Below are 605 nucleotides of genomic sequence, written 5' to 3'. Positions count from 1 at the left end.
CCTTGCAAATAAAGCCGCCCGATATAGGTACCGGAAAGCGGATTTTTAGCCTCTTCAATCGTCAAACCAAAGCGTTTAGCACGCATTTCTATTGCCTATTTTCCATGGGTTCATGCGGTGTTTTTGCTCGTGAGATGCGTCCGTTTGGTTTTCTGATACATCCCCTTTAATCCGTGGACGTTCGCGTTTTGTACGTTTTTTCACTTTGCTATATTTGTTCAATCAAAATGGCATACTATCATTAAGAGATGCGCCATGATCAGCAGCACCTGAAGCGATAGCATAATTTTGAGAAGTTTTGAGAAGTAATGGGTGAAGGGGTAGGGGATGCTGATTGCTTTTTCTTTGCATCAAGCAAATACAATTCGCCTTTGCATTGTGGTAAAATAATCTCTGTTGTGTAACGGTCATGCCCATTTTTATCTTGCCATTTGCGTGTCTGTAATTTTTTTCTACGTAAACTTTTGAACCTTTGTTGAGATATTGAAGTGCAATTTTTGCTAAATGTGGATTAAAAATCACAACTGAATGCCATTCTGTTTTTTCTACTTTTTGATTGTTTTTTTATCCGTATAGCTTTCAGAAGTTGCCATACGAAAGTTGAC

The 605-nt window shown here is 38.5% G+C and carries 2 pseudogenes; both read right to left on the bottom strand.

From position 1 onward, the window contains the following. Positions 1-222 (bottom strand): annotated as a pseudogene (locus ACFIJJ_RS10065) (hypothetical protein); the annotation flags it as partial. Continuing rightward, positions 223-605 (bottom strand): annotated as a pseudogene (gene ssb / locus ACFIJJ_RS10060) (single-stranded DNA-binding protein); the annotation flags it as partial.

Source organism: Bartonella sp. TT29SHDZB, assembly GCF_042193395.1.
Classification (GTDB): domain Bacteria; phylum Pseudomonadota; class Alphaproteobacteria; order Rhizobiales; family Rhizobiaceae; genus Bartonella.
Note: the sequence above shows the minus strand (reverse complement) of the source record. Positions and strands in the feature narration are given on the sequence as shown.